Raw genomic sequence first — 26,649 nt, 5'->3', positions numbered from 1 at the left:
AATACACAATAATGCAGGTGCTTGTACTATCAAGAGCCGAAAAAACATTCGTTTTCTTTATCCCGATACCGGCTTAGAGGGTATTCACTACTTCTATTTCGCTTCTTGAACTGTCTATTCTCCGTACTTGTATCTGGGTCTTTATACGCTCTTTCAGTCCTTCCACGTGGCTGATGATGCCTACCTTCTTGCCACCCATCCGGTGCAGTTTTTCCAATGTGTCCATCACGGTGTTCAGGTAGTCGCTGCTCAGTGTGCCGAAACCTTCGTCGATGAACAGTGTGTCTACCGAGAGGCTTTGGCGGCTGAGGGAAGAAAGCCCGAGGGCAAGCGACAGAGATACCAGGAAGCTTTCGCCGCCCGATAAGGTGCATGCCGGACGTGCCGAGCCTCCTTGATGGAAGTCGCGCAGCAGGATGGTGAGCGAACCGGCCTGGCACTCCAGTTCGTAGCGGTCGGTCAAGCGTTGCAGATAGAAATTGGCGCCTGCCAGCAGTTCTTTCAAGACGAAGCTCTGGGCTATGTTGCGGAAGTTCTTTCCCCGTTCGTCACCGAAGTGGCGGCAGAGGCGGTCCCACTTCAGATACTCTTCGCGCAGCCGGTCGGCACGTTCCTTTTCTTCCTTTATCCGGTCGATGTTGCGGGTGTTTTCTTCCAGGCGTAACTTCTGCTGGCCGATGGATTGGTTGCCGGCGGTTATCTTTTCTTCGAGATTCGCGATGAGTGCATCCAGGGTTTCGAGGTTTTCGTTTTCTTCTATTTCGGGCTTCCGGCCGATGTGCTCTTCCACTTGTCCGGTGGCCAGATGAAAGGCGGTCGATGCAGCTACTTCTTCCTCTTTAAGTGTCTGCAATGAGGCACGCAATGCTTCTATCCGGGAGCCGGACCAAGCGGATAGGACGGTGATACGCTCCTCGTCGAGAGTGGGGTTGGCGGCATAGAACCCGGTTAAATCCTTTTGCAGCCTTGCCATTTGTTCTGCGGTGGAGGATATGCTTTGTTTCAGTCCGCTTGCTTGTGTATTCAGATTATTCCAGGCAATCCCCAGGTCCTTGATTTCTATTTCCTGTGTTGCTGCAGGTGCGTTGCGCCAGTCGGGGAATGCGGCATCGATGCTTTCCTTGTTGATGTTTATCCCTTCCAGCTCTTTGTAGATAAGGGCAATGGTGGATTTCAGTTCTCTTTGTTTTTCCTGCGCCAGCTGGTAGTTGCGCGTAGCTTGCGTTAGGCGGTCAATGAAGGAGAGGGGGGAGTTCTCCCATTCCGTGTTCCATCCTTCCCAGAGGATGTGGGGAGTGACGTGGTCCATGGTGGCACGTATGTTCTCTTTTTCGTTGGCGGTGAGCGACTCGTAATTGACGATGCTGTTTTTCAGCTCATTCAGCACTCTGTCGGCAGAGTTGAAGGCTTGGCGTGCAGCGTCCACATGTTTCTGGCATTCGTCCTTTTGCCGTTGCAGAGCTATGATTTGTGTGCTGAGCATTTGAACTTCCGTGAGCTTTTCGTTCAGTTTGTCTGCTTCCAGCTTGTTCTCTTCCAGTAGCTTCTTCAGGGTTTCGCCGGTGGTTGTGGAGAGGCCGATGCCGTTGCATCGGGTGCATTGGGCTTGTGCGTCAGCGTGGGCAAGGTTGTAGCTCCGGAGCGCTCTTGCTGTGGACTGACGGGCATTCTCTGCCAGCGTTCCGTAGGTCTTGGATTCTGTCCGGTTGTTGTTCAATGCCTGCTCGGCTTCCTTGTATTCTTTCTCTTTTGTTTCCAGGGAGGTGCGTATGGGAGCAAGGACAGACTGGAAATCTTCATCTTTGCAAAGCAATTTTATTTCTTGTCCGCACACGGGGCAAGTATCCCCGACGGCAAGCCGGGAACGTGCTTCCTTTGCCCACTCTTCTACGGCTTCCTTTTGCTTGTCGTAGAGGGTGCGGATGTCATCATAACTTGTTTTCTTGCTGTCGAATGCCGTTTGCAGGAGGACGTATTGCTTTTGGCACGCCTCCACTTTGGCGTTCAAAGCCTTTTCGTTTTCCTTTGCCTCGTTCAGTGTCCTTTCCGTTTCAGCCAGTAAAGACAAGGCGCTCAAGGCTTGCAGCAGGTTCTCCCGTCCGGCATCGAGTTTGTTTTTCTTGTCTTGCAGGGCAGGGCGGTCCATGGTTTCAAGCTGCTTGTTCCGGAGGTTTATTTCGTTTTGCAATGTATGGTTCTCTTGTTCTTTCCGGGTGAGGGCAGCTTCCTTGTCGGTACGCTCCTTGACTTTTACGGGTTGTTGCGCGGCAAGTCTTTCAAGGTGCGCGTTGTAGGTGTCGATGCGTGTTTGGGCATCGAGTGCGGATTTTAGGCCGGTAATGATGGATTGGCTTTGCTCGAACATGGGCAGTAAGGGCGAATGCTCTTGCAAGTACTTCTCGGCACGATGCAGCTTGTCTTCTTGCTCTTTCAGGAAACCGCATAGCCACTTGCTTCCTCCGTCCAGCCGGGTAAAGGATGCTCTTAACATTCCGGCTTGTGCATAGTTCTGTTGTTGTTGCTGTTGCTGCTGTTTCAAGGTAGAGAGCCAGTTGCGGGCATCGGCGGTGGCGTTCCATTCCTTAATCAGCAGTTCTTTCTGTTTGAATTCGTCCGATTGCAGTTGCGCTTGCTTCCCTTCCCACATCTTCTTCTGCTGTTCACGGGTGAGGAGGAGTTCGGAGTATTTCTTCAGCCAGTCCCTTTTTGCGAGGGCGATGGTTTTCTGCTCATTGGCTTCCTTGACTCCGGCATTTTGCGTGGCTATGGCTTCCTTGATTGTGGCGACTTCTTCTTCTGCCAGGATGTGGATGCCTTCCAGCTTCCGGTTCTGGTTTTCGTATTCCGTCCGTCTTTCCTTGGTGGCGGCATATATTTCGGCACCTATTTCGGAGTAGATACTTGTACCGGTCAGCTTTTCCAGAATATCCGATTTTTCGCTTTCCTTGCTTTGCAGGAACTTGGTGAAGTCGCCTTGTGCCAGCATGGTGGTGCGGCAGAATTGTTCGAAGGTCAACCCCACTGCAGCTTGTATTTCCGTCTTTATCTCATTCTTTTTGTTGAGCTGTATGCCGCTTTTATTGTTTTCCAGTGTCCAGCGCACATCCTGCACGGCTCCTGAAATCTTGCGGTGTGCCCGCGCCACGTACCATCGGGCGGTGTAGGGTATTTCGTTTGAGCCGGTAAACTCCAGCTCCGTCCATGCTTCACTGGTGTTACGGCGCATCAGTTGCCGGCTGTCGTTGATGGCAACATCTTCCTTTTTGGCAGAGAAAGTCTGGCTCAGGTCTTTGTATTTTTCGTTCTCGGCATGGTCCATGCGGGGCGTTTCGTTGTAGAGTGCCAGGCAGATGGCGTCGAGAATGGTTGTCTTCCCTGCACCCGTTTCGCCGCAGATAAGGAAAAGGGATTCCTCGCTTAGCGGTCCGTTCTCAAAGTCGATGACGGCATCTTCTATGGAGGCAAGGTTCTTTATGGTCAGTTTCTGGAGTTTCATGGTTCGGACAAATGATTAGGAGTTGTTCTTGCTTTTCACTTTTTGCACGACAGTCTCCATCAGCTGGCAAAGTTCTGGGTCCATCTCTTCTCCTTCGGTTTCGCGGTAGTAGAGTCTGGCTATTTCCAGGGGAGACATTTCCTGCATCTCTTGGATGGAGATATGCTTGCTCTCGTCAGTGTCGGCCTGCCGCTCTCGGGTAGTCTTGATGTAGCAATATTTGCATGCCTTGCCTTTGGCGGCGTTCGAGGCTTTTTCGTTGCAGTCGGGTGGCAGGTAGCCGTTTGTCAGCACGTTCAGACGGAGGTATGCAGGTTTCTCTTCCGGATATTCTTCCAGCAGTTTCAAGGCGTCCTCGAAAGGTGTCGGGTCATGGGGAAGTGTGACGAGCGGAATCGGATTTTCAATTTCCCTTGTACTGATTTGTGGCTCTGCCCCTTTCTCCAACTCGATGATGGAGACGGAGTGCGGATAGGTTTCGTCGAAGCTGACGGAGAGGGGAGTGCCGCAATAGCGTGCGTGGTGATGACTGCCTTTGATGTCCTGAGGGCAATGGATGTGTCCGAGTGCCAGGTAGTCGTACCCTTCTCCCATAGCGCTGAGGGGAACATACTCTATTCCGCCAATACTCTCATCGTGCCCGCTACGGTCGCTGCCTTCAATGGAGAGATGGGCCATGAGGACGACGGGAAGCTGTGCTATATTTTTCTTTTTTACTTCGTCCAGCAGTGTTTGGAAGAAGCGTGCCTGCCGTTGGTCGCGCGGTGTTTCAGTGTCCAGCAGGGGGAAGTTTTGCGGATAGACGTGGGGCACGGCAATGACGTAACCTTTTGTTTCTTGTCCGTTTTTTACCTCTATGATGTGCTTGTCCAGGTTCACTTCTTCGGTTGTACGTTCGATGTTCCCCACGACGTTCAGACCGAAGTGCTGCCAGAGGCTGCTGTCTATCTCCAGTTTCGAGCTGCTGTCATGGTTTCCGGCGGTGACTACGATGGTCATTCCGGGGCAGGCTTCGTGAATATTTAGCATGGCGTCGGTGTACATCTTCTGCGTGACGGCAGCGGGAGAGGAGTAGTGGTAGATATCTCCGCTTACCACCATGGCGTCGGGCTGCTCTTCGGTTACTATGCGGGTGAGTTGCCGTAGGAAGGCCTGCTGTTCGGCGGTACGGTCGTAGTTGTAGAGGGTGTGTCCCAGGTGCCAGTCGCTGGTGTGTAGTATCTTCATTGTTTTTATGGTTTCAATGGATGTGGGTTATGGTTTCCTTAGAATATAAATCTTGTGTGTTCCTCGTCCTTTGTAGTCGATGCCCGATTCGGGATTGGCTATCCATTCGCGCAACTCGCGGGAGGCGGCGGACTTCAATAAGCCGGTCAGTTGGCAATAGTCGGCTTGGGTCATGAAGCTGTTCTTTTCCAGGTATTTTTTTGCCCGTTCCAGCCGTTCCTGCGGAGAAAACACTTGTGAGGAGCGTTGGAATTTGTCGGTGGAACGTTTCAGGTGGCAATGGCGAGCGGTACGGTACAGTAGTTCTTTGTCCACCTTGAAATGTATGTCCTTTAGGCAGATGCTGACGGCGTTTCGCTTGGTGTCTCCTTCTTCGCCCGTCTCCCGTTCACGGTCTTGCCGCAGACCGAGGGCAGGGGTGAATACTCCTAAGTTGTCAATCTTCACGGAGTAACCTTGCCCCATTTGGTAGGCTATTTCGTCGGTGATGGCTTGCACCAGTCCGATGATGTCTCCTCGTGTGAAGGATGAGGCGTATGCTATCTTTTCGGTGATGGTTTCCAAGTCCACCTGCCCGTATAGTTTCATTCGTGGGTAGAGAATGCGTTTGCCGTCTTCTCCCGGCAGGTTCAGTTCCTGCATGTTGTATTCTGCCATGATGGTAGCGTTGTTATGAGGTTCGTTTGTTTATTGGGGCTTACAGAGTTTGTCCCAAGGTTGCGGATGTGTATGCCAAGGTTGGGGATTTCTATCCCAAGGCTTGGGATAGACAAACCAAGGGCGAAGGTAATTCTTTATCTCTATACTTGCAAACTTTACTATTAGTAGTTAGGAAGTTTTTTATTGGTAGTCGGGAAGTTTTTTGTTATAGGTTTGAGAGAGGAATTGAAAAAAACGTTATCTTTGTTACATAAGAGAAGTGCATGAATGATGAACAAAACTAAAATTAAGCGATATATGAAACATTATCCGGACTTATTATTGTTGTTTACCTTATTGTCCGTTACCACAATGATTAAAGCACAAATATCGATAAGACCTTATAGCGAATGGGAAGCAACCCAGTTTGTTGCAGTGAACGGACATCAGCCCGAAGACTATGTAACGCCAGATAATAATTGGGAAATACTATACAATTTACGGACTCCACGTACTCAAGCCGAACTTCGTGAAATGGGTATTAAATGCTCTGATAGCCAATTATTGTTATTGGAAGTAGGTGGACTTGTCAGTAAAACAAAAGAGAAATGGGAAACTACTATACCCATTCTCGACAAAGAACAGACCAATTCTCTAAGAAGCTTAAGTAAGGAGATTGCTGAATCCATGTATGTCAAAACAAAGGCAGACTTTATATCATTGGCACAAACTATCAGTGAAATGGGATTCAAGAACAATGTACTCTCACTTGTTTTTTCATACCTTCTGGATGGAAAAATGTGGACAAAGTTAGTCTTGTTTGAGGATGTTGACAATTATACAAGCTGGAGTGGCTGTTACTGGGTATTATACGAATCAAGAAATGGCTTTGCATGCGGTACGAATGGTTTCGGAGAACAGAATTTGATTTTGACTTACATCAATAGCGGCATTGCTCCTGACAACGACATTATGGACCATTGTGCTGATGAAATAGCACAATTTGGAAAAGTAACAGATGCCAAACTCGTTTCTCAGTTAAAACCTTATGGGCTGGTAGATGATAATGGAGATGTATTATTTCCTATTATAAAGAAACGGCAAGACCGCTTTCATCAAATAACTGAAAAATTGGTAAACTCTATCAGTGCGGAACTAAAGAATAATTGTGGCTCCTTAGCAAGCCAATATGGTATTGACAATGAAAAAGTGGCAATGGTGATGCTGTACCATGAAGTCATGTGGGATTTGGTAGATAATCTGATTCAAGATAGGATAATCTTCACTCCAGCTATTTTTAAAGATGAAGAATCGAATAAAGAACGATTGAATGAAGTCGTTTTCTTCATAGAAGGAGGATTAATGCAATAATAATTCGATAGAGAAAAGGACATTTGGCTTTGAAGAGTTTTCTGTAAATGTATTTCAAGTGCATAGAAAATAGCCAATTAAAAATAAAGAATTATGTACGAATGGGTCAATGAAATGAACTGTGCCGTAACTGTATGCGACACAAAGGGAATCATCCTATATATGAACGAGAAAGCATGCCGTACGTTTGCCAAACACGGTGACTTGATAGGCAAGAATCTCTTTGATTGCCACAACCCGCAATCGCAAGCCAAGATACGCGAACTGCTGGAAACGGGGGGAGTGAATGCCTACACCATTGAGAAGAACGGCGTTAAGAAAATGATTTATCAGACAGCATGGAAGCAGGACGGAGTGGTCGGTGGTCTGGTGGAGATTTCGATGGAAATACCCGGAGAGATGCCACACTATATGAGAAAATAACAAAATGATATATGATATGAAAACACTTTCTAATTCAGAACTGACAATTAAAGTCTCCCCGCATGGGGCCGAGTTATGCAGTATCTTGCGTGATGGAAAAGAATATCTTTGGCAGGCAGACCCTGCTTTCTGGAAACGGCATTCTCCGGTGCTTTTTCCCATTGTAGGCAGCGTTTGGGAGAATGAATATCGCCACGAAGGTGTTTCCTATGCATTGACGCAACACGGTTTTGCCCGCGATATGGATTTTGAATTGATATTTGAACAGGAAGATGAGGTACGCTATCGACTGGTTGACAGTGAGGAAACACGCAAGAAATATCCTTTCCCGTTTTGCCTTGAGATAGGCTATCGGATAGAGGGAAAGAAGATTGAGGTGCTTTGGAAAGTCATCAATACCGGAACATGCGAAATGCACTTCCAGATAGGAGCCCATCCGGCTTTCTATTACCCGGACTATGATACGGAGACAACGGACCGTGGATATTTCGGCTTTGATAAGACGGAAGGTTTGCACTATATCCTTATCTCCGAGAAAGGATGTGCCGCTCCGGATAAGGAATATTTGCTTGAGTTGACAGATGGCCTGCTGCCTTTGGACATACACTCCTTTGATAATGATGCCCTGATTCTGGAAAACAGTCAAGTGAAAGAAGTTACATTATATAATAAGGAGAAGAAACCCTATCTCAGTCTGTATTTCGACACTCCGGTGGTGGGGTTGTGGTCGCCTCCGGCCAAGAATGCTCCGTTTGTCTGCATCGAGCCGTGGTACGGGCGTTGTGACCGTGCCCATTATAAGGATGAATATAAGGATAAGGACTGGATGCAGCACTTGGCGCCGGGAGAAGTCTTTAATGGTGGGTATACAATTGATATAAGATAAAAAATGAAGAAGGATACTGAAAATAATTCGGTATCCTTTTTATTTGGAGAATGCAATGTCATTATCTTTGCGCCCGGTAAAAAATATAGGTTGTTTTTTAAGGTATGAAGAAGAGTCTTATTGCATTGGCGTTCGGTACATTGGGGCTGGGGATTGCCGAATTTACGATGATGGGTATTTTGCCCTATGTGGCTACTGATTTGGGAATCAGCATTCCCGTGGCCGGTCATTTCATTTCTGCGTATGCGTTGGGTGTTTGTTTTGGTGCGCCCATGCTGCTCCTGGCCCGTAAACGCCCGTTGAAGCAGATTCTGCTGGTCTTGATGGCATTAATGATTGTGGGTAATATTTGTGCGTCTATGGCACCCAATTATTGGGTCTTGCTGTTGGGACGTTTTGTTTCCGGGCTTCCTCATGGCGCTTATTTTGGAGTAGCTTCCATTGTTGCGGGAAAATTGGCTGATAAAGGGAGAAGCTCGGAGGCGGTTTCAATTATGATAGCGGGAATGACTGTGGCCAATCTGTTTGGGGTGCCGTTGGGTACTTCGTTGAGCCATACACTGTCTTGGCGTGCCACGTTTCTGCTGGTAGGTGCCTGGGGATTGATAACATTGTACTACATTTGGCGTTGGGTACCGCAGGTCGAAGGACTGAAAGACACGGGATTTAAAGGACAGTTCCGTTTTTTGAAGAAGCCGGCGCCGTGGCTCATATTGGGAGCTACGGCTTTGGGTAACGGTGGCGTATTCTGCTGGTATAGCTACATCACCCCGTTGCTGACCGAGGTTTCCGGTTTTAGTGCGGACAGCATTACGGCACTGATGGTACTGGCAGGATTCGGAATGGTTGTCGGTAATCTGGTCAGTGGGCGCATGTCCGACCGGTACACTCCGGGGAAGGTCGGTACGGTGGTGCAAGGGATGATATGTGTTATTTTATTATTGATATTTTTACTCTCGCCCCATCCGTGGTGTTCGGCAATATTGATGACACTCTGTACGGCAGGTTTGTTTGCCGTCTCCAGTCCGGAGCAGGTGTTGATGATTCGTGTGGCCCCTGGAGGAGAAATGTTGGGAGGCGCTTGTGTGCAGATGGCCTTCAATTTGGGGAATGCTATCGGAGCCTATATCGGAGGTCTTGCCTTGAGTGGAGGATACCGTTATCCCGCATTGGCAGGCGTACCGTTTGCACTGATGGGATTTATTTTATTCCTTGTCTTCTACAAGAAATTCCAGGCTAAGTATTAAGTGTTTCATTTTTTTTGTGTATGTTTGTCCACAAGTATTAACTAAACTCGATAACTTATGAAGACTTTGAATTATGTGAAGATATTGCTGTTGTGTGTATTTACGATTGGACTGGCGTCTTGTGGGGATGATGTGTATTATACTATGCAGAATAGTGACGACAAATTGTGTGAAAGAACATGGGTTGAAGATTACGAAAGTGATGGTGTTGTGACTGGTGCGTATCAACTAAGATTTTATAAGAAAGATAACAAGGGGCAGGAAGTATCCACAACTTACACTACGGACGGTAAAGTGACTTATGATCGGGAGTTTAATTGGTGTTGGACAGATGATAGCAAAGAGACTTTGAAGTTGACTTTTGCAGATGGTAAAGTGAAATACTTTGAGAATGTATGGGTGCGTGACCATTATCTTTCCGGTAAGATAGAAGGAAAAGTTGTGATGTTGACAGATGCAAATTATATAAATAAATGAAGGTTATGAAGTTTTTGGTGCAGTTGTTCTTGCTGTCTGTCCTATGTATAGGCTTGTCTTCTTGTGAAGACGATCAAGATGTAGTGGATTCTACTATTATCGGTCGTTCATGGACAGGCGATGTAGGCATGTTGGATGACTTTGGTATGTCGGTGATTAGTACATTTTCTTTCGGGGCAGATGGTTTCGGAGAAGAAGTTCAACGTTATCGCAATGGGGAATATTGTGATTCATTCCGTTTTCAATGGTGGTGGGAAGATAGTTATAGTAGAAACCTTGTATTAGATTATGGCAGATATGGTGGCATTTCTTATATGGATGATGTCAGAGTCAGTGGTAATCAGCTATGGGGTACATTCTTCTTTTCGGATGATTCTCCGGGTTTTAATTTCACATTATATATGGAATAAAAAAATAGGATTATTTGTATGTTCCCTATACTCATTGTATAGGGAACATTTTTTATAAGAAATCTTCTACTTATTCTTCAAGACCAGCTTCTTGAACTCTCCCGGATAAGGTGTTTCAAACCGCATCAGTTCTCCCGTGACGGGATGATAGAAACAGAGTTTGAAAGCATGCAGAGCCAAGCGTCCGATAGGATTTACGTCTTCCAGTCCATAGCGTCCGTCGCCGATAATGGGATGCCCCAAATCCTGCATGTGTACACGTATCTGGTTTTTTCGTCCCGTTTCCAGGTTCAGTTCAACGAGAGAGTATCCATTGGCTCGTTTGATGGTACGGTAATGCGTAATGGATTCTTGTCCCCCGTCATCTGTCGGACTTGAATATACATACAACTTGCGGTCCGTCAACCAAGAAACCACGGTTCCTGCATCTTTTTCCATCTCGCCGACCACTACGGCTACGTATCGCCGGTCTGTTACAATGTCATGCCAGTTATCGCGTAGTGTACGTTGGGTCTTCTCGTCTTTGGCAAACATCATCAAGCCGGAGGTGTCACGGTCCAGGCGGTGCACGATGTGTACACGGTGCTGCTTGCCCGAGCGTCGCACGTATTCATTCAAGATGGTATAGGCGGTACGTTCCTTTTGCCGGTCAGTGTTGACGGACAGCAAACCCTGCATCTTCTCTATCACGATGATATAGGCATCTTCGTATACAATCTTCATCAGTTTATGGTTGAACTCTTTACGTCCCTTCTCACGGCTGATTTGTACTTTCATACCCGGTTTCAGGGGAAAATTGTATTGTGTAGTGATAACGCTGTCCACATATATAATGCGTTTGCTCAGCAATGATTTCAGCTTGGTGCGGCTGGCATCCGGCATTTTAGCTGCCAGAAACTCCATGAGCTCCATCGGTTCCTTCACCATGTAGTCCGTATATTGTGCACGGGCCCTTGCTGTAATTTTTTCTTTTGCCACGACTGGTTTTTATTTACGATTAGACAATTTACAATTTAGGATTGAAAACGACTTGGACTTTCAATCTTTTAATTCCAATAATACTACGTTTTCCACATGGTGGGTGTGCGGGAACATATCTACCGGTTGAACGGCCTTTACTTTATATTTCGCATCGAGCAGTTGCAGGTCGCGCGCCTGCGTAGCCGGATTACAACTGACATATACGATGCGTTTGGGCTCGGCAAACAGAATGACATCCACTACATCCTGGTGCATTCCGGCACGGGGAGGGTCGGTGATGATGACATCGGGACGGCCGTATTGGTTGATGAAGTCTTGTGTCAGCATGTCTTTCATATCTCCGGCAAAGAACAATGTATTTTTAATTCCGTTAATCTCGGCATTGACCTTGGCGTCTTCAATGGCTTCGGGCACATATTCTATGCCGATTACCTGGCGTGCGTGCTTGGATACGAAATTGGCAATGGTACCCGTGCCGGTATAAAGGTCATAAACAAGCTCGTTACCGGTCAGTCCGGCAAAGTTGCGCGCTACTTTGTAGAGGTTGTAGGCTTGTTCGGAGTTGGTCTGATAGAAAGATTTGGGACCTACCTTGAAGCGCAGTCCCTCCATTTCCTCGAAGATGTGGTCTTTTCCCTTGAAGGTGTGTACCTCGAGGTCGGTGATGGTATCGTTGCACTTATTATTAATAATGTATAGCAGGGAAGTGATTTCGGGGAATGTATCTGCTATGTATTGCAGCATTTGCTTGAACAGAGCCATTTCCTCCTCTTTCTCTATCTTGCAGATGAGGATTACCATCAGTTCGCCGGTGGTAGAGGTACGCACAATCATATTGCGTAGCATTCCTTCGTGCATGCGCAGGTTGATAAAGGAATAGTTGTGCTGGTAGGCATAGTCGCGTACTGCATTGCGGATGCGGTTGGATATATCGTCCTGCAGCCAGCACTTCTCTATGGCAAGCACTTTATCGAAAGCATTGGGAATATGGAAGCCTACGGCATTCATCTGTTCGTACACTACATTCTGCTGAACCTCTTCTGTCGTCAGCCAACGTTTGTTGGAAAAAGTGTACTCCAGTTTATTCCGGTAGAACTGAGTTTTTTCTGAACCTAATATCGGAGAAATTTCCGGTAATTCTATTTTGCCGATGCGGGTGAGGTTGTCCGTTACTTGTTTTTGCTTATACTTGATTTGCTCGGAATAGGGGAGAACCTGCCATTTACAACCGCCGCATACACCATAATGTTGGCAGAATGGAACTGCCCGTACTGCCGAATATTCATGGAATTTCACAGCTTCGGCTTCAGCATAATGATGCTTTTTTCTCTTAATTTGCAGGTCAACTACATCGCCGGGGACGACATATGGTACGAAAATCACCAAATCATTGACTTTTGCGATGGCTTTTCCTTCGGCAGCCACATCCGTAATTGTCACCTTCTCCAGTAGGGGAAGTTCTTTTCTCTTTCTTGCCACTTTTACACCAATCTAATAAATTCTTCGGCAAAAATAGACATTTTTTCGGGATTTCTCTCTATGAAATGAAATATTAAAGATTGCAATGTCGAAATTGCATTTTAGCATAAAGTTTTTTCTGAAAAAGTTTTCTAGTCTGCGAAATATACTTAGATTTGCGAACAGAAAAGAGAAAATCACTATCAAAAACTTTAAATTTATATTATGGACAAAAAAAGAGTTTATACCTTTGGTAACGGTCAGGCAGAAGGAAAGGCCGATATGAGAAACCTTTTGGGTGGGAAAGGTGCCAACCTTGCAGAAATGAACCTTATAGGAGTTCCGGTTCCTCCGGGCTTTACAATAACGACAGAAGTTTGTACGGAATATTATGAAATGGGGCAGGATAAAGTCGTTGCTCTGTTGAAGAACGAAGTTGAACAAGCCATCGCTCATGTGGAAACACTGATGCGTTCCAAATTCGGTGATGTGGAGAATCCGTTGCTGGTTTCCGTTCGTTCGGGTGCACGCGCTTCCATGCCGGGCATGATGGACACTATCCTGAATCTTGGCTTGAATGACGAAGTGGTGGAAGGCTTGACGCGCAAGACGGGCAATGCACGCTTTGCATGGGACTCTTACCGTCGTTTCGTGCAGATGTATGGCGACGTGGTGCTGGGTATGAAGCCGGTGAACAAGGAAGATGTAGACCCGTTCGAGGCTATTATAGAAGATGTGAAACATGCTAAAGGCGTGAAGCTGGACAACGAGCTTGAGGTGGAAGACCTTAAGGAACTCGTGAAGAAGTTCAAGGCTGCCGTAAAAGAACAAACAGGGAAAGACTTCCCGACTTGTGCTTACGAGCAGTTGTGGGGTGCCGTTTGTGCCGTATTCAACTCTTGGATGAACGAACGCGCCATCTTGTATCGTAAGATGGAAGGAATTCCTGACGAATGGGGTACTGCCGTAAGCGTTCAGGCTATGGTATTCGGTAATATGGGCGAGAGCTCTGCCACGGGTGTTTGCTTTAGCCGAGATGCTGCTACCGGTGAAGACCTTTTCAACGGTGAGTATTTGATTAATGCACAAGGCGAAGACGTGGTTGCCGGTATCCGTACTCCGCAACAGATTACAAAAATCGGTTCTCAACGTTGGGCTGAATTGGCCGGTGTAAGCGAAGAAGAACGTGTCAGCAAATATCCTTCCATGGAGGAGGCTATGCCGGAAATCTATAAGGAGTTGGATGCTTTGCAGACGAAGCTCGAAAATCACTACCGTGATATGCAGGATATGGAGTTCACTGTACAAGAGGGTAAACTCTGGTTCCTCCAGACCCGTAACGGTAAGCGTACCGGAGCCGCTATGGTGAAGATTGCCATGGATTTGCTCCATCAAGGTATGATTGACGAAAAGACTGCATTGATGCGTTGTGAGCCCAATAAGTTGGACGAACTGCTCCACCCGGTATTTGACAAGACAGCTCTGAAGCAAGCCAAGGTATTGACCCGTGGTCTTCCCGCTTCTCCGGGTGCCGCTACGGGACAAATCGTATTCTTTGCCGATGATGCTGCCGAATGGCATGCTGCCGGCAAGCGTGTGGTGATGGTACGTATTGAGACTTCTCCGGAAGATTTGGCAGGTATGACAGTTGCCGAAGGTATCCTGACTGCCCGCGGCGGTATGACTTCTCATGCGGCAGTGGTTGCTCGTGGTATGGGTAAGTGCTGTGTATCCGGTGCCGGTGCCTTGAACATAGACTACAAGGCGCGTACAGTGGAAGTGGATGGTGTACTGTTGAAAGAAGGTGACTATATCTCCTTGAACGGAAGCACCGGTGAAGTATATAAAGACAAGGTGGAAACAAAAGCGGCTGAGCTGTCCGGTGACTTTGCGGAATTGATGGATTTGGCAGACAAATATACGAAGCTGCAGGTTCGTACCAATGCGGATACTCCTCACGATGCAGAAGTGGCACGCAATTTTGGTGCGGTGGGTATCGGCCTTTGCCGTACGGAACACATGTTCTTCGAAGGCGAGAAGATTAAAGCCATGCGCGAGATGATTCTGGCAGAAAACGCCGAAGGACGTCGCAAGGCTTTGGCTAAGATTCTACCTTACCAGCAAGCTGACTTCAAGGGTATCTTCAAGGCAATGGCTGGTTGTCCGGTGACTGTACGTCTGCTCGACCCTCCTTTGCATGAGTTTGTTCCCCATGACTTGAAGGGACAGCAGGAAATGGCAGATACGATGGGTGTAAGCCTCCAGTATATCCAGCAACGTGTTGAGGCGCTTTGTGAGCATAATCCGATGTTGGGACATCGTGGTTGCCGTTTGGGAAATACATATCCTGAAATTACGCAGATGCAGACGCGTGCTATCCTGGGCGCTGCTTTGGAATTGAAGAAAGAAGGCGTTGAAACCCATCCTGAAATCATGGTGCCTCTGACCGGCATCTTGTATGAGTTCAAGCAGCAGGAAGAAGTGATTCGTGCTGAGGCTGCCCAGTTGTTTGAAGAAGTGGGTGACAGCATCGACTTCAAAGTAGGTACAATGATTGAGATTCCGCGTGCCGCCTTGACTGCCGACCGCATTGCTTCCTCTGCCGAGTTCTTCTCATTTGGTACGAACGACTTGACTCAGATGACATTTGGTTATTCACGCGACGATATCGCTTCCTTCCTCCCGATTTATCTGGAGAAGAAGATTCTGAAAGTAGACCCGTTCCAGGTACTCGACCAGAATGGTGTAGGACAGTTGGTGCGTATGGCTACTGAAAAGGGACGTGCTATCCGTCCGGACTTGAAGTGCGGTATTTGCGGCGAGCATGGAGGTGAACCTTCTTCTGTGAAGTTCTGCCATAGAGTCGGCTTGAATTATGTCAGCTGTTCTCCGTTCCGTGTGCCCATTGCACGTCTGGCTGCGGCACAGGCGGCTGTTGAGGAATAATTCCAAATTGGCTTAATTAAAATAATAGGCTGTAACTCATTGAAATACATGAGTTACAGCCTATGTTGTTCTTATACGGTTCGTACACTTGACAATGGAAACCGCGCCAAATGTACGTACTCGCTTACTCACTGCTTACACTAAAACTGATGTTGCTTACACCATCAAAAAAGCCTATGGCAGCGTAAAATTAAAAGCTTATGACAACTACATTAAAAGCAATCGTAAGGAAGCTGAGAACAGACGGCCTTTATGCAGTGTACACTCGCATCGTACACAACAGAAAACCGGGTTACATCAAGACCAACAAGATTGTTGATGCGAATTATATCTCTAAAGAGAATGAACCGACCGACCCTGTCGTTAATGAGTATTGCTCAATGCTCGTTCGACAATATACAGACCGACTGAACAGAACCAACACTGCCCATAGCACAGAACGTTAGAACTCTTTAAATGTTAATTTTCAGTGCTTTCAACTCATGGTTTTGGGAGATTTTGTTTCGTGAGAATGCGCTATATTCATTACGATTGGAGATGAATGTTTATTATTACATTTGTGAGCGAATGGGCTAAAAAACTCGCCTTGGTCTTGTGGGGTTCCACTTGACCAAGGCGAGTTACTTATGCTATTAAAGTTCATCTTCTGCCTGGATGCGCTGTTTCCAAAGTTTTAATTCATTACGCATTGCATTTCTAATCTCTTTCAAAGGTTTGTTTGGAAACTCATGAATGATAAGATTATGAAGAAAGAGAAATACGGATATGAAATATTTGCTCACCAACCAATCAGTAGCCGATGGATGTAAAATGCTTACTGCTGGAATGCCAAAAAATGTGCCAACTTCCCATTTCAAGTTATCAAAGACTTGAACAGATTGGATAGCATCTGACTCAGACTCATCCATATTCTTTCTGAGCGTATCAAAAGCATTTGTTTCCATGAAAACAATCCTTTTTGGTTTGAGTATGTTTATTAGCTCTATAGTGCTTTTAATACCTTCAGCCAACAGCTCTTTCTTCAAGTTACTTACACCTTTAGATGACTCAAACGGAGAAAGATTTGTCCATACCACCTTCTTGTCATCATCAATCTGGCTGTCCGGGTATTTGGAACCATACCCAAGGAACAATCGTCCGTTGGCAAGAAAACGGGAATCTTTCAATTCCTTGTCGAACCGCTTGCTCCACCATTCTTTGTTTCCCTCCAAGTAACCATCAACTGTATGGGTAGAGGTACATTTCCCGTTTCCTTTGGGATTTATTCCTACTACCATCAGTTCAATGTCAGTTTCAATTACGTTGAGAGGTGATTGGGTATAATACGGAGTGTTATACTTCTGTGAGAGTTCATTAAATTTCGGTATCCACAGTTCACTCCATTCTTTCAGTAATTCTTGTTTGGTCTTTTCCATTGTATCAAGTTTTTAATCGGTTTCGTACATTTTCCATAAGTCTTTTGTCCACTTGTGCATTGGGCGGTGGCATAAGTGCCAAGCAACCACCGATTCAGCGTTCCGTTCTTCAAACTCTCCGGATTGGCAATGTAATAGCGAAAGCTATCCTTCCAGTTGCATTCAATCAGCACTCCTAACGACATAAGGATGTTGCCTTTCCACCGGTCAAAGGTCTGTCTGGGGATTGGTTTGCCATTACTGGATCTTCATTGAGGAGCCATTTCTCGTTGAGCTCCTTCAAAGAAAGTCCCTTCTCTCCAGCGTGGGAAAGCGTATTGACCACCCAAATGTATTTTTCCAGGAAAGTCATCTTCCTTCTGTTTTACGCAGTCCACTTCCGTATTTCGCTTCAAACTCAGTAACCAGTTTCTGGAAGTTCTCGGGCAGATAGGTCATCGCTTTTTCACACATGTTCGCAGGCACCCCATAAAGAGCTTCAGCAATGGAACCGGTGATGCAGCCGATGGTATCGGAATCGCCACCGATACTGATGGCATTACGGACAGCATCTTCAAAATCCGTAGCCTGCAGCGCACATTGAATGGCTTGCGGAACGCTGTCCTGACAGATGCCGCCATTGCCTTCCCTATCAACTCCATTCCAGGAATAACGTTTTTGCAGTTCGGCAATGGTGAGCGGGAAACGATAGCCGAATTCCTGCTCCATACATTGCTGAATTTCATCCTTCGATGCTCCCTTACGGGCCAGGAAGATACACATGGCTGTAGCCTGTGCACCCTTGATGCCCTCCGGATGGTTATGCGTTCCTTCCGCTGAAACCTTGGCGGCATTCATGGTGTCATTTTTCGTATCGAATGCCCAACCCACCGGACCTACACGCATGGCCGATCCGTTGCCGCAGCTGTTGTATGCCGGAGCATATCCGGTTCTTGTCTTCTGGATGACCCAATTCTGGAAACAGTTTCCATATCCTCCCATCGGAGAGGGATAAGCTTCCGCATACCGGACATAGTAATCCGCCACCAGTGAAAGGCGTCCGGCCAGAATCGCATCCGCTGTAGCCAACGTCAGGATGCTGTCGTCTGTGTATTCCACGTAGCGACCGAAGAACTCAAAGTCCTTGGTTCGTATGTTACTGAACTCGTAGATACTGCCTACGATGTCCCCAATGATACTTCCAATCATATTCTTCCTGTTTTAGTGATTCTACTTACTCAAAGCTGTTGCCACCAGTAATGTCCGTAAATATACTCATTTTGTATCTCATACAGAGCCAACCGATGGACTTTAATGCAAAGTTACCACGATACTCCCTCAAAAAGTGAGACACTCTCTATGTTTTAGGTCATAAGTACCATGATATTTGCTGTTGATACTTTTATACGGCCGCATTTCCATACGCTTCCACACTTCTTTTTCACTTCTGTTCTGAGTCCATACGCAGTAATGCCCTTTTGCCCTTGAAGTCATTGTCTATAGAACATTGAAGTATGTATAGCCTTTGCAACCTTGGAATATGGGACGGATGAACCATTAGTTCAAGGCAATAGCCCAGCTTGGCAACAAGTGATTTCTATACAGACGTATGCCGTTCCAAAGATGCAGAAAACTACGGATAAAGAAATTTGGAACACTTGATAATCAGGCTAATATTACCGAATATTTTTCCCAAGAATGATGTTGTGAATTTTTGCGTTTCGCCGTTTTTTGTGCTTCTTTGAGGTCTCTAAAGCTACCGGGAAGACATCGAACTGCGTTGCAGGATTTGTCAAGCAAGTTGTACTCTTGTCATTACAAAACGGAGTTTTGTCCTCACAAGAGTCACTTGCCGATTACTGCCGCAACGGAGCGATAAATCGCTGTTTCGCTATGCGAAATAGGTGTCCGGAGAACCCAGCTAACAAGTAATCAAAGGAAGTATGAAACAGAAAACCAAAGTATTCCAGTTACGGCTTATCCCGAGGAAGCCCAACTGTTGAAGGAAAAATCAGGCTTATTCCACTCTGTGAGCCACTATATCCTGTCTGCAGTGCAGGAATTTTCCAATGTGGATGTGAAGGAACGCATCGAGTTGATCCGAGAACTCGGAGAATTTTACCGAAAGAATCAGAACGAACTGTCCTGGGCAGGCGGAAACCTAAATCAGGTGGTCAAACGAGCCAATGAGCTGGCGGTAGCCTGGTTACTCGCACCCAGCTATAGCCAAGAGATTGTGCTTCCAACCATTCGGGAAACACAGGAAACGATGAACCGCATCAAACGGGATTTGGAATTGATTACACTCAAGTGTATAAAAAACAAAACACTGAAGTAATGTTTGTGCGGTATATACTTTAACCGTTGAACCCAACTAATCCGAATATTCAGATGATTGCAACCATTTTACCCGGAAGTTCGAACTTCCATGCCGTAGATTATAATGAACGGAAGGTGGCGAAAGGTGTAGCCCGGTTACTGGAGATAAAAAACTTCGGAGCACTCGGTGAAGTGCGCAAGCCAACCCCTGAAGAGCTGGCTCAGTTTCTCATGGAATATTCCTCCATGAATCCCAGAATCCAGAAAGCCCAGTTCCATGCAGCCATCTCCTGCAAGGGCTACGAGATGTCAGAAGCCCAGTTGCTTGATTTCGCGCACCAGTATCTTCAAGAAATGGGCTATGCCGAACCCGGACAACCCTGGCTCATTTATTCCCACAACGATACAGACAATGCACACCTACACATTGTTACTTCGAGAGTGGCGCCCGACGGTCGCAAGATACAGCATAACCATGAACGCAGACGCTCATTGACAAGATACTCGGTATGGACCGGCAGCAGAAAACAGACAAGGACATCGAGGCCGTCAAACAGTACAGCTTTTCTTCCTTCACCCAGTTCAAGGCCGTGATAGGAACCATGGGCTATGAAGTCTTTCAGAAAGACGGGAACGTCTTCGTCAAGCAAGGAGGCAGAATCCAAAAGAAAATTCCTCTGGCAGAGATTGAAGCCCTGTTCAAGAAAGGCTATCAGGATAAGGCACGCAATCGCCAGTTGAGAGCCTACCTGAAGAAATACCGGGATGTATGCGCCAACAAGGAAGAACTGCAGAAGGAAATAAAGAAGAACTTCGGAGTGGATGTGGTTTTCTTCGGCAAGAAAGACAAGCCCTACGGCTATATGCTGATAGACCATGCCAACAAGACCGTCATTCATGGTGCCCGGGTCCTTGCCGTAGAAGAACTGCTCGACTTTGCTACCCCGAACAACGCTTTGACCGGATAGAAGCATTCATAGACCAGTTGCTGACCCTCAATCCTAAGGCCACGCAGGGAGAAATCTTCCAGAAATTCAAGAAACAGCATGCCTATATAAAGAAAGGTGTCATCTACTACGATGGCCAGAGCAGACCCTTGCCGCCTTTCATGGCCAAGGCCATAGACCGTAATAATCGCATCAGTTTCATTGAGAAATTCCGCCTGCAGAACGAAGCCGAAGTGGAAATACTGTGCAAGGCATTCAAGGTGGACCGTCCGGACCTGGTGGACATTTCTACAGAACGTCCTCCCAAGTATGCTGATGCTGTGGACAAATTGCGTGATATATTCCAGAATCCCGAAGTGAAGTCCCCCCGCAGCGCTATGTATCAAGAAGGTTTTGATGTGGAACGGGTGAAGAAGAAGCCCAAGAAGAATACACTCAATCCAATCAAAAGTTTACAGCGGAAGTCCCATCAAGGATTGGGTAAACTCCGGAAAGAAGGAGTCGGCAGTCACAGTGCTAACCGCGAATGGGAAGTTGGCAAGAAAACGAACTACGACGAGGTGGACGATGGACGCTCGTTGAAGATTTAGTATTGATGTTTAATGATTTAAGTTACAACAGAAAGTCAAATGGGGACTTTTAGTTGTAACTTTTTGGGCTAATTTTTCTCAGATTCCCTTGTTCCGAAGTCCATTCACCCCCCGGTTTCAGCAACCGAAAGCACATTGATGTTGTACATTTAGGTTTTCCCTGTTCCAGCATTTACTTTTGCTTGCGAATTTAATAAACGGAAAACAACATGATACAGACCCCGGTCATAGTCACCTTTGCCAACCAGAAAGGAGGAGTCGGAAAGACCATCCTTTGCGTCACCTTTGCCAACTACTTAGTGGCAAAAGGCGTCCGGGTGGTTATTATCGACTGCGACTTCCAACACTTGATCATGAAATGCCGCAAGGCAGACATCAAGAAGTATGAGAGGAACAACTACCCTATGAAGTCTGGTCATACGAACCCAACAACAAAGTGGATAGGACCTCGCTGGTGGAGAAACTGCACAATGACCCAGAGATAGATGTGGTACTCATCGACTAACCTGAGGAGGATGTAGACATATCGGACGAAGCACAGTCCTTCCGACCTCATAAGGTGAGCAGGGAGGAACCGAAGAAGGAAGAGGAAAAGAAAGAGGAATCCGAAGCACAATCGGATGCCGATGCTTCACAGGAAGGGAAAGAAGAATCCGACGATGAAAAGGAGCAATCAGACAACTCAGAAGAAACATCCAATGAAGCTGAATTGGACACCGAACAGGACGAAACTTCTTCTCAATCTTCGGATGATGAAACGACCGAGGGACCTGCTAAAGAAGCAGAGTCTGAAAAACCTTCTGATGAACAAGCATCCGAAGAAAGCAACGATGATGCCTATGATGAAGAACACTCTGAAAGTAACGACCACCCCTTCTGCTCACCGAGCTACCGCGAAGCCATCATGACGGACGGCATCCTGGTGGATGACATCTTCAAAGTCATCGACCAGCTGGCTGAAACCGGTGAATATGACCTGGACACCATAATCTATCACTGCGAAAGCATGCGATATGCCGGGTGAATGCACCCTATACCAACTGGACGAAAGTCCACCGTTCCTTTAGCGACCTCTGATACTTGAATGACCTCTGTTCCTTTGGCGATGAAATCCATTATCTTTTTAAGCAAGTCTGCATGAACCTGATAACCAAGTAAATCTTGCGTTGTTTCATTATCTGACCACATATTTATTCAACTTTAGTATATACAATTTTTGTTTCCAAGCAAGGGCGTAAATCCAAGTCATAATAGCCGATAAGATAGAAGTTGCGACCAATGTTTTGATAGATATGCAAGCCGCGGTCAAGGGAGATATTCCATCCGTTGTCGGTGATGATGTACCTTGCATGAATTAAATCTGAGAATGTGAATTCAAAATCAATCCCAGTATCTTGCAGAGCCGCCTTTAGTTGTTCCAGCCCATCTTGAATCTTTTGTGTTTCATCAATGGATTCACCCATTTTGGTGGTAAGTATAATCTTCTTACAATCACCTATTTTTACAATGGATTCAATAAAGCGAGTTAGATTTTGCATTTGATATCCATGTGATAGGTAGGGCTCTTGCAGTTCGATAACCTTTGCCCCTTCCAAGTAATCAGCAAATAGCTTATCGTAGCTGTAGCCTGTATCTCCATACCGAATAGCAAGCGATTTGGGCTTTGGATCATTGTCTATTATTGTATTAGGTGCAGTTGTCGCTTGTACAGGTGTAAATTCTTGCAAACATTCTTTCTGGCATACCGCTTCTTTTTCTGTGCTCTTAGATTTATGAGGATTAAAGGCTGCTGGTTGTTTTTCAATAACAATTTCTACATCCCCAGTCTTTCTAGGATCCTGTGTAGCCATTGAATCTTTACTTTCCGGACACCATACCACAACTTTTTCTCCATCTTTGTTGATATACGACATATTGATGCGAGCGTATTCTTCATCAGGCTTACGCTTATTCAATTGTTCTTTTACACGTCGACGACCTTCTAGAGCATACGCTACAATCTCATCAAACTCCTTAGGCGTAGGTTCACCTATGGGGTAAATGAGTTTTAAGAAGCCAAGTACAGTTTTTTGAAGCGCACGACTATCACGGCCTTCTACATTGTCACCTACTTTGAGATATTTATTCAATATGGGCAGATAGTCACTGTTGTGGTCAAAGAGGTAGTGCATGACTTCCGACAGGTAGTCAGAAATCATGCCATAGTTGTTATTGTAGGCAGAATCGTCAATCTTGGGTATTTCCCAGCCTGGTATATAATTGTAGAACCGATCGATAACAGCAAAGTCGAATGCCTTGGGTAAAGTGGCCAATAAGTCATGATCATAGCTGTTGACTATAGTGGGTATGTTCAAGTCAAAGTTACCGACAAAAGCAAAACTAGCCTGTCCGGTCACTTCCTGTCCTCGGCTGAAGCGTCCATTTGCCATATAATCCTTCATGATTTGAATGGTATCGGCATCTTTAATCTTCATGTTGGCTACTTCGTCAAAAGCCACATTGTCCCAAAATCCCACTGCACCAACTTGTTTACGCTGATTATTGTACAGCAATGTCGCAGTACTGGCTTGCCCACCGGACAGCAAGGTGGAATAGGGAGAGAACTCCGAGTAAAAGTACGACTTACCGGTACTTCTACCTCCCAGTTCTATGCTGTTATAATTGTTTTGTACCAATGGGATGAATCTCGACAAGATATGGAATTTCAGTCGTTTGCCATCTTTGTCTCCCTTTAGAGAGCGGCTACGTTCTGCCAACCAGTCCGGATTGATACCGATACTGCGTATCAAAACATTTATCCACTCATCCGTAGTGAATCCTTTACGGCCTTCAAACAGTTTTTGTTCATCAAAACGTGCTATTTGGATGGGGCGCAAATCTTCTACATAGAAGGCATAGTCATCCTCTTGCACTTCATTGTAAGCCAATGTGACTTCAGCCCAGATACCACTTTCAAGCAGTTTTTCGTTTTTCTGATAAAACTGCGGATTGATGGCGATACGTTTGGAACCGAAATTTTCCATTTCGGCCCAATAACGTTTTTCTCGCTCCACATATTTCACATGGATCTTATCAATAAACTTGTGGCGCTTCTTTTGTTCCACAATAGCCTGAGCCTTATTGCTTTCATCGGGCTTTACGTAGTTCTTCTCGATGATTTGCAACACTGCTTTTTTACCTTCCTCAATTTCATCTGGGTCGTCCGAGGCACAATAACGTGACAAAAGAAATTCCAGTACGAATGAAGGCACATTTACAGTCTGTTTGATTTCATGCAGTAAATCCTTTCGTACGACCTTTCCAGGGAAGTATTCGTTGAGCTTTATATCTAGTCTGTCCATTGTTTAAAAATCAAATTCAGTTTGTAATTGAATAGAAGCTAATGTCACATTGGTATCTGGATCAAGGGCCATCACAATGATATCACCTTCTACGCCTTCGTTAATTTCTATGGGTTGCTTACACTTGTCGCATTCACTTGGAATTGCAATCAAGTCTGTTGTCTCATTATAGAATGTCGATTCAACCACACGACCCACTTCTTTTCCGGATGCATCGGTTACTACCATCTTGACAATGCACAGTTCAGGGCGGAAAAGTGAATCCACACCGCTAAAGTTTAATTCGATGAGCGGACGATTAACACGTACAATGCCACTGTTCTTTCCTTTATAAGTCAGCTCAAGACGGAAAGCATCTTTTTTGCGCTCTTCTGTCAATTGAACAGTCAGGATGGGAACGATGTTTTCCTGCAGCGACAAACCTTCATGGAAATAGATCTTATTCTTTTCATAGATGCCATATTGCTTGGCAAATGCAAAACGATAGACTTGGCTATGCACACCGATTTGCTCAGGAGTATAGAGCCATGAATTTTCGTTTCCATTCAGATCACCTGCTTGACTACGGCGTTCGTTCATTACGCTGGTACCAACAGGCTTGCTCATATTGTCTCCAGCCTGGTATTTGGGCTGTACCATATAACCATGGTCGGCCATAATGACGACATTGTCGAAACCTGAATTTTTGCAAGCACGGATACACTTGGTAAACAGTCGCATTTCACTTTCCATTTCAGAATAGCCTACACTGTTTAGATTCTCTCCCGCAGCATCGATTGATTGGCTGCGAATGATAAGCAAATTCACATCCGAGGTGACGTTAGCTGAGAGGAAATCCTCGGATCGTACATCCATCAGCTTAACATGCGCAGGCACTTTACTTTCAATATAGCTGATTCGATCTGCCGGTAAATCTACCTTTTTCCCTTCAAGATAAGGCTGCAGTTTACCATCTTCAACAGCCAACTGCAACTTTGATTCTGCGTCAGGAAGTAAGGCAGCCATGCCAAATCTGGTTACCGTAGGGACGTAAGCGGCCGAAGGCTGTATGCTGACGGTATAACTGTTTTCCAGGCTTTGAGCCAATTCCTTACCCATCTCAAAACGGAAAGCATCGGCATAGATGATGGCTACTCGTTTGTGGGCATTTAGGAGGGGTGTAATTCCCTTGTTCCAAGCTTGTATATTCCAGTTGATGCCTGCAATTGGATAGCCTTCTTCTTCAATGAGTTTCTGATAACGACTCTGTATTTGTTCGGTAAAGTTTCGATAGTTACGATATACAAACTGCGCTAATTCATTTATCTGTGGTGTGTCAACATCCGAACCGGTCAGAATGGTCTGAAAACGGCGGAAGGCATAATCAACCTTATAGCCTTCTTCGCTGTACCACAGGACAAAATCCTTCAAGCTATCCAAATCGCCCAAAGGCTGGCGAATGCACTGCATCATTCGTTCACATTGGTCGGTTAAATTCCAGAATAATGCCACACCGGCATTAGCCTGATACCAAACGCTCTTTTTGTTTTTTGCTACCAATAACGTGGCTTCCGTGTATTCACCTTTGTGCAGATGGTCCAAATAGATATTGAACTCCACCTTGTTTTCAAAGGCAAATGTTACTATTTTACCTAAATCAATCGCATCAGCAAACAAACTATCCAGATGTAAACGACTGGTAATAGCCTGAGCCTGTTCTACATATTCGTCACGAAGATCGGTACGGTTGCGGATGCTTTGACAGAGGTTGTTTATGCTCTCCATGTTCTCTTTCGGGCATTTAGCCACGGTGTTGAGTTCCGCAGGCAAAATTCCGGGCAGGTCGTGCACGAATTCGCTGAAGAGCAAGTATTGCCATAGCTTTTGCTTGACATCCTTCAACGTAATTCCATTACTGTCTAATCCGGGCAAATGGTTTTCACCGAAGCTCTTCCATTCACTCATCCATGCAGTGCTGTTTATCTCATTTAAAGCCAAGAGATTCAAGGTAATCTCTACCATGCTTTTACCACCGGTAAGCGTCTCCAGCTCCGGATAATTTACACCCTCTTGCAGGGCATTGATGTTGGCAAAGCTGGCTGTGCCATTCTTAAACAATTCATCAATAGCCTCTGTTTTTCCGTGAAGGAAGTTTTTGCACAGGTTGATATAGGAGTCATTGGGACCGATGGGAAAGCGGGCACCAATTTGCGTCATTCCGATAAAGGGGTCATACACCCGTTTTTTATCTTTGGGGACAGCTGATTTGCGATAGATCAGCAGGCGCGCATCTTCGTTTTGAGCCAACTCGTTCATCCAATAGTCACAAGCCGCTTCTCTATGATGAATCAATTCTCGGGTGGTGTCGATTACCTGTACACCTCGCTCTGCCACCAAAGGCAAAAGCGAATAGTATTTGCCCTCGGGGTCATAAATGGTTATAATGGGATGTTCCTTGCTGGTTTTACCAATCCAAACATCTATGATATGTCCTTGTATATCCATATAGATAGAAGTG

19 protein-coding genes and 3 pseudogenes are annotated in these 26,649 nt (G+C 45.9%); 12 read left to right on the top strand and 10 right to left on the bottom strand.

The window, feature by feature from the left end:
- Window positions 1–73: 73 nt before the first annotated feature.
- From HUX74_RS01015 to HUX74_RS01005, 3 genes are read right to left on the bottom strand one after another with little or no spacing between them, the layout of a single operon-like run.
- Window positions 74–3,496, bottom strand: a complete 3,423-nt coding sequence (locus HUX74_RS01015; RefSeq protein WP_174646042.1) for an AAA family ATPase — start codon at window positions 3,494–3,496, stop codon at window positions 74–76.
- Window positions 3,497–3,511: 15 nt separating this feature from the next.
- Window positions 3,512–4,723 carry an exonuclease SbcCD subunit D C-terminal domain-containing protein gene (locus tag HUX74_RS01010; protein ID WP_174646041.1) on the bottom strand — a complete coding sequence of 404 codons (1,212 nt, stop codon included), beginning with the start codon at window positions 4,721–4,723 and terminating at the stop codon, window positions 3,512–3,514.
- Window positions 4,724–4,750: 27 nt separating this feature from the next.
- A complete protein-coding gene (locus HUX74_RS01005; RefSeq protein ID WP_005836463.1) occupies window positions 4,751–5,380 on the bottom strand; it encodes an HU family DNA-binding protein in 630 nt (209 codons plus the stop codon).
- Window positions 5,381–5,650: 270 nt separating this feature from the next.
- Here HUX74_RS01005 and HUX74_RS01000 point away from each other — a divergent pair, with 270 nt between their 5' ends.
- The 6 genes from HUX74_RS01000 (at window position 5,651) to HUX74_RS00975 (ending at window position 10,176) form a co-directional block, all read left to right on the top strand.
- Complete coding sequence (locus HUX74_RS01000) at window positions 5,651–6,733, top strand: hypothetical protein (RefSeq protein WP_138345474.1); 1,083 nt, start codon at window positions 5,651–5,653, stop codon at window positions 6,731–6,733.
- Between the two features lie 93 nt (window positions 6,734–6,826).
- On the top strand, window positions 6,827–7,156 hold the full coding sequence (locus tag HUX74_RS00995) for a PAS domain-containing protein (protein WP_119961875.1): 330 nt from the start codon (window positions 6,827–6,829) through the stop codon (window positions 7,154–7,156).
- A 16-nt stretch (window positions 7,157–7,172) separates the two neighbouring features.
- On the top strand, window positions 7,173–8,042 hold the full coding sequence (locus tag HUX74_RS00990) for an aldose 1-epimerase family protein (protein WP_174646040.1): 870 nt from the start codon (window positions 7,173–7,175) through the stop codon (window positions 8,040–8,042).
- Window positions 8,043–8,146: 104 nt separating this feature from the next.
- Window positions 8,147–9,289: an MFS transporter AraJ gene (araJ, locus tag HUX74_RS00985; RefSeq protein ID WP_119961876.1), complete on the top strand. Its 1,143-nt coding sequence runs from the start codon at window positions 8,147–8,149 to the stop codon at window positions 9,287–9,289.
- Between the two features lie 57 nt (window positions 9,290–9,346).
- A complete protein-coding gene (locus tag HUX74_RS00980) occupies window positions 9,347–9,766 on the top strand; it encodes a hypothetical protein (protein ID WP_174646039.1) in 420 nt (139 codons plus the stop codon).
- Window positions 9,767–9,771: 5 nt separating this feature from the next.
- Window positions 9,772–10,176 carry a hypothetical protein gene (locus HUX74_RS00975; protein WP_131226110.1) on the top strand — a complete coding sequence of 135 codons (405 nt, stop codon included), beginning with the start codon at window positions 9,772–9,774 and terminating at the stop codon, window positions 10,174–10,176.
- 66 nt (window positions 10,177–10,242) lie between these two features.
- Here the strand turns inward: HUX74_RS00975 and HUX74_RS00970 are convergent, their stop codons facing one another.
- Complete coding sequence (locus HUX74_RS00970) at window positions 10,243–11,154, bottom strand: RluA family pseudouridine synthase (RefSeq protein ID WP_174646038.1); 912 nt, start codon at window positions 11,152–11,154, stop codon at window positions 10,243–10,245.
- A gap of 60 nt (window positions 11,155–11,214) precedes the next feature.
- Window positions 11,215–12,636 (bottom strand): 23S rRNA (uracil(1939)-C(5))-methyltransferase RlmD, encoded by a 1,422-nt coding sequence (rlmD, locus tag HUX74_RS00965; RefSeq protein ID WP_174646037.1) that lies wholly within the window; start codon window positions 12,634–12,636, stop codon window positions 11,215–11,217.
- A gap of 204 nt (window positions 12,637–12,840) precedes the next feature.
- Here rlmD and ppdK point away from each other — a divergent pair, with 204 nt between their 5' ends.
- Together ppdK and HUX74_RS00955 are read left to right on the top strand one after the other, a co-directional pair.
- A complete protein-coding gene (ppdK, locus tag HUX74_RS00960; protein ID WP_117964434.1) occupies window positions 12,841–15,561 on the top strand; it encodes a pyruvate, phosphate dikinase in 2,721 nt (906 codons plus the stop codon).
- A 200-nt stretch (window positions 15,562–15,761) separates the two neighbouring features.
- Window positions 15,762–16,007: a hypothetical protein gene (locus tag HUX74_RS00955; protein ID WP_226791151.1), complete on the top strand. Its 246-nt coding sequence runs from the start codon at window positions 15,762–15,764 to the stop codon at window positions 16,005–16,007.
- Between the two features lie 186 nt (window positions 16,008–16,193).
- Here HUX74_RS00955 and HUX74_RS00950 read toward each other — a convergent pair whose 3' ends face one another.
- The 3 genes from HUX74_RS00950 to HUX74_RS00940 all read right to left on the bottom strand — a co-directional run bounded on the left by HUX74_RS00950 (window position 16,194) and on the right by HUX74_RS00940 (window position 18,164).
- Complete coding sequence (locus tag HUX74_RS00950) at window positions 16,194–16,976, bottom strand: hypothetical protein (RefSeq protein ID WP_117600528.1); 783 nt, start codon at window positions 16,974–16,976, stop codon at window positions 16,194–16,196.
- Window positions 16,949–17,161: a hypothetical protein gene (locus HUX74_RS00945; protein ID WP_117600527.1), complete on the bottom strand. Its 213-nt coding sequence runs from the start codon at window positions 17,159–17,161 to the stop codon at window positions 16,949–16,951. Before HUX74_RS00945 ends, HUX74_RS00950 begins: the two co-directional genes overlap by 28 nt.
- Before the next feature lie 163 nt (window positions 17,162–17,324).
- Window positions 17,325–18,164, bottom strand: coding sequence for an ADP-ribosylglycohydrolase family protein (locus HUX74_RS00940; RefSeq protein WP_174646036.1), 840 nt, complete (start codon window positions 18,162–18,164; stop codon window positions 17,325–17,327).
- A 734-nt stretch (window positions 18,165–18,898) separates the two neighbouring features.
- Here HUX74_RS00940 and HUX74_RS00935 point away from each other — a divergent pair.
- The 4 genes and pseudogenes from HUX74_RS00935 (at window position 18,899) to HUX74_RS00920 (ending at window position 21,835) form a co-directional block, all read left to right on the top strand.
- Window positions 18,899–19,293 (top strand): annotated as a pseudogene (locus tag HUX74_RS00935) (hypothetical protein).
- Between the two features lie 53 nt (window positions 19,294–19,346).
- Window positions 19,347–20,811 (top strand): annotated as a pseudogene (locus HUX74_RS00930) (relaxase/mobilization nuclease domain-containing protein).
- A 209-nt stretch (window positions 20,812–21,020) separates the two neighbouring features.
- Window positions 21,021–21,313, top strand: a pseudogene (locus HUX74_RS00925) (AAA family ATPase); the annotation flags it as partial.
- Window positions 21,314–21,370: 57 nt separating this feature from the next.
- Window positions 21,371–21,835, top strand: coding sequence for a hypothetical protein (locus tag HUX74_RS00920; protein ID WP_254592821.1), 465 nt, complete (start codon window positions 21,371–21,373; stop codon window positions 21,833–21,835).
- Between the two features lie 166 nt (window positions 21,836–22,001).
- On the opposite strand, the gene brxL is transcribed toward HUX74_RS00920, so the two are convergent.
- Window positions 22,002–24,152 (bottom strand): BREX system Lon protease-like protein BrxL, encoded by a 2,151-nt coding sequence (gene brxL, locus HUX74_RS00915; protein WP_174646035.1) that lies wholly within the window; start codon window positions 24,150–24,152, stop codon window positions 22,002–22,004.
- Between the two features lie 3 nt (window positions 24,153–24,155).
- Window positions 24,156–26,636, bottom strand: coding sequence for a PglZ domain-containing protein (locus HUX74_RS00910; RefSeq protein WP_174646034.1), 2,481 nt, complete (start codon window positions 26,634–26,636; stop codon window positions 24,156–24,158).
- Between the last annotated feature and the right edge of the window lie 13 nt (window positions 26,637–26,649).

It is taken from the genome of Bacteroides sp. Marseille-P8574 (genome assembly GCF_902825465.1).
Lineage (GTDB): Bacteria > Bacteroidota > Bacteroidia > Bacteroidales > Bacteroidaceae > Bacteroides > Bacteroides uniformis.
This window is presented reverse-complemented; position numbering and strand designations above follow the sequence as displayed.